We start from the raw sequence: 3419 nt of genomic DNA, 5'->3' as shown, positions 1-3419 counted from the left end.
GAATTTTCACGCCGGTTGAATGGCCTACCCTGATTGTCGCCGCTCTGTGCTATGCCGGATATGCTGCGGCAACGAGCGCATATGGCGCGCTTGGTCCCGCTGCATCAGCAATTCTGCTGACCCTGGCGCTCACACTTTATTCCTCGCTGAATCACGAAATTCTGCACGGACATCCCTTTCGGAGCACAGTGCTGAACACGGCTCTGGTCTTCCCGGCGCTGGGACTTTTCGTTCCCTATATACGGTTTCGCGACACCCATCTTGCGCATCACCATGATCCGGTTCTGACAGACCCTTACGACGATCCGGAAACAAACTTTGTCGATCCGGCTGTCTGGGCGCGCTGGTCTGCTCCACGCCGCGCACTTTATGATTTCAACAACACGCTTGCGGGCCGCATGCTCGTCGGGCCGGTAATCAGCATGCTGACCTTCTGGAGCGGGGACATGCGCGCTGTGCTGCGCGGACATCGGGCAATCGCAGGCGCATATCTCTTTCACGCCGCAGCGCTGATCCCGGTGGTACTGTGGTGGACATTTGTCGCGGAGATGCCTGTCTGGCTTTATCTGGTCGCCGCATGGGCCAGCCTCTCAGTCCTCAAGATCAGGACGTTTCTGGAACACCGGGCGCATACCCGGGCGCGCTGCAGAAGCGTCATTATCGAGGACCGGGGCCTTTTGTCAGTGCTCTTTCTCAAGAATAATCTGCACGCGGTGCATCATGCCTGCCCGCAGCTGCCCTGGTATCAGCTGTCAGATTATTATGCCGCGCGCAGGACAGCTTTTCTCGAACGCAACGGGGGATATGCTTACCGGTCCTATGCTGAGATTGCCCGCCTCTTTCTCTTCCGTGCCAAGGATCCTGTACCGCATATTCTGTGGCCCCGGGACCCGGAGACCGTGACAGAGACGCCGGTCACCACGTCCGAACCGGTCCTCTGACGCGATTATACTTGCCATCCACACCGGCCTTCCTGTTTGCTGCGTCGAAAGTCGCAGCCGGGAGACGTGTGATGAATGATTTGAATATGCCGGTCCTCAGCGAGGTCAATGACGGAATCGCCACCGTGACGCTCAACCGCCCCCGGTCAATGAACGCGCTATCTGAGGAGGTGCTCGAAGCACTGCAGCAGACCTGGGACGATATTGCAGACAACCGGGCGGTAAAGGCGGTGATCCTTCGCGGGGCGGGTGATCACTTCTGCGCTGGTCATAACCTGAAGGAAATGACGCTGCGGCGTGAGGATGCCGACGGCGGGCACGGGTACTTTAACGATCTGTTTGCGCAATGCTCGCGGATGATGATGTCGATCGTTAATCTGCCGCAGCCGGTCATCGCCGAGGTACAGGGCATTGCCACCGCCGCTGGATGCCAGCTGGTGGCAACCTGTGACCTTGCAATCGCTGCTGAAGATGCCCGGTTTGCCACCTCGGGGGTGAATATCGGGCTTTTCTGTTCCACACCGATGGTCGCGCTGTCGCGCAACGTGACGCGCAAGCAAGCGATGGAGATGTTGTTGCTCGGCGATTTTGTCCCGGCCTCGCATGCTGCTGAAACCGGGCTTGTGAACCGCGTGGTTCCCCGCGGACAGCTTCCTGAGGCGACGCGGATTATGGCCGCTCAGATCGTCGGGAAATCACCCGTAGCTATCAAAACCGGCAAACGCGCGTTTTACCAGCAGGCCGACATGCCACTGGCCGAAGCCTATGCCTTTGCCGGTGCGACGATGGCGGAGAACATGATGGCGCGCGACACCGAAGCCGGCATCAGCGCGTTTATTGCCAAAGAGCCGATGCCCGACTGGACCGGCGAATAAATCCTGAGCGACCGGGTTACCCGACTTTTGCGCCCCAGAATGCCGTACGGCTGGCCGCAAAATACCCGTCCTGCCCGCTGATCCGGCCCTGAAGCTCAACCGTGTCGCCGGCGCTCAGAACCACCATGCCATTGATGGCCAGCGTGGTCCGGTCGCTTATATGAGGGCCGGTGATCTCGCCTGCCGCACCGGTGATCTCATCTGTACCGTTGGTGATCAGACGCGCTGACATCGTCACCTGGCTGCTGGTGTTCTCACGGAAGGTCAGCGATGCGCCGAACTGATAGGTGCCGTCAACCGGAGCAGTGAAAGAATTGGTTGCCGCGTCAAAAGCATTCTGACCGTTGTATTCGGTCGTGTTAATACCCACGGTGATCCAGGCGTCCGCCGCACAGTAGTTGTCGAAGTCCGTGGTCGCTTTAAAACGCGGCAGGTTAGGAAGATCGACGATGCCATTGCCGACCCCGATCCGCAGCCCGTCGAAAAACGTGCTGCCGTCCGGAGAGGCGGCGAGGCGCAGATTGTCACTTCCGAAAAGCCCCAGTAAGGCCCGCGTCTGGAAGTCTTTCTGAAAAACAAAGCCGAGGTCGTCCGCGCTGTTTTCCTTGTTGAGGGTCGAGATCATACTGCCGGTTCCGCCATCCGCCTGGTAAAGCGCCGTCCAGAGAGCCGCGTTGATCTTCGCTGAAAAGGGCGTGTCGGGCAGGGTGGTCATGCCCAGCCCCAGCGCCTCGATATCCTGCAGTTCGTCACTGTCGAGATCGATCCAGTCCGTCCCGTCGTGAACGACGAGCGCATCGCGGCCCGAGACCCAGGCGCGCCACCCGGCGCGCGGCACGAAAAACCGCCAGCTACCCTGGTCAAACAGCGCGACCTCGCCGTCGTGTCCGGCCCAGTCGCCGGTTCCGGTATCACCAACGATATACCGAACGCCCTCGGCCGGAGTTGCGGGCGGCGCGGTCTGGTCGTCGGCCACAACGCCAAGCTGCGTGAGGGTATCGAGGATCTGCAGTGCCTCATTATGGGTCACATGCTTTTGCGCCTGGTTTGGCATTATAAAGGGCAGCGAGAGGCTTCTGGAGGTGTCGGCCATTGGAATTCCCATGATGAAGAGCAGATGCCGGGACTTTGGCCGAAAATCTTTACCCGGGCCTTAGAGAGCCGTCCCCGGGCTTAAGACCTCATTAACGCCTGGGACAGGCCCATCACCCTCGCGAATTCTGGCTGTCGCCCGCATCGGCAAAGGCGATATGCGACGCGGGCGGATCAGCCGGAAGGCAGCTGGCGTGAACCAGAAGCTTACAATCGTCGAAAGCGTCACCCCGCCGGCAACTGCCATGGCGAAAGGCGGCCAGAAACCCCCGCCCGCCAGGATCAGCGGCAAAAACCCTCCGACGGTCGTCACGGTTGTCGAGACGATATGGCGAGACGATGCCATGACCACGGCGACCATGGCCATCGGCTCTCCCCGGCCTGCTGCGTGGTCTTCCTGCAAAGCTGTCATGATAATCAGGGCCGCGTTGATCGACACGCCCACAGATCCGATGAGCCCGATTATTGCGTTGATCCCGAAAGGATATCCGAACACTGCGAGGGCCAGCAC

4 protein-coding genes are annotated in these 3419 nt (G+C 60.0%); 2 read left to right on the top strand and 2 right to left on the bottom strand.

Features of this window, described 5'->3' with window-relative positions; all coding sequences use genetic code 11:
- Together Q0M35_RS18160 and Q0M35_RS18155 are read left to right on the top strand one after the other, a co-directional pair.
- The coding region (locus tag Q0M35_RS18160) for a fatty acid desaturase (RefSeq protein WP_366519686.1) at positions 1–941 on the top strand (941 nt) is incomplete at its 5' end.
- A gap of 71 nt (positions 942–1012) precedes the next feature.
- Positions 1013–1816, top strand: a complete 804-nt coding sequence (locus Q0M35_RS18155; RefSeq protein ID WP_295317657.1) for an enoyl-CoA hydratase — start codon at positions 1013–1015, stop codon at positions 1814–1816.
- Between the two features lie 16 nt (positions 1817–1832).
- On the opposite strand, the gene Q0M35_RS18150 is transcribed toward Q0M35_RS18155, so the two are convergent.
- On the bottom strand, positions 1833–2909 hold the full coding sequence (locus tag Q0M35_RS18150) for a DUF2793 domain-containing protein (protein ID WP_295317656.1): 1077 nt from the start codon (positions 2907–2909) through the stop codon (positions 1833–1835).
- Between the two features lie 60 nt (positions 2910–2969).
- Positions 2970–3419 (bottom strand): efflux RND transporter permease subunit (locus Q0M35_RS18145; protein WP_295317655.1); only part of this gene is annotated, 450 nt, incomplete at its 5' end.

Source organism: Roseobacter sp., assembly GCF_024639605.1.
Classification (GTDB): domain Bacteria; phylum Pseudomonadota; class Alphaproteobacteria; order Rhodobacterales; family Rhodobacteraceae; genus Roseobacter.
The sequence above is the reverse complement of the archived record's forward strand: the minus strand, read 5'-3'. Positions and strand labels throughout refer to the sequence as shown.

What these genes read in the sequence shown, in the direction of transcription:
- Q0M35_RS18155 (WP_295317657.1), top strand. Translation starts at nt 1,013, where the DNA reads ATGAATGATTTGAATATGCCGGTCCTCAGCGAGGTCAATGACGGAATC.
- Q0M35_RS18150 (WP_295317656.1), bottom strand. Translation starts at nt 2,909, where the DNA reads ATGGCCGACACCTCCAGAAGCCTCTCGCTGCCCTTTATAATGCCAAAC.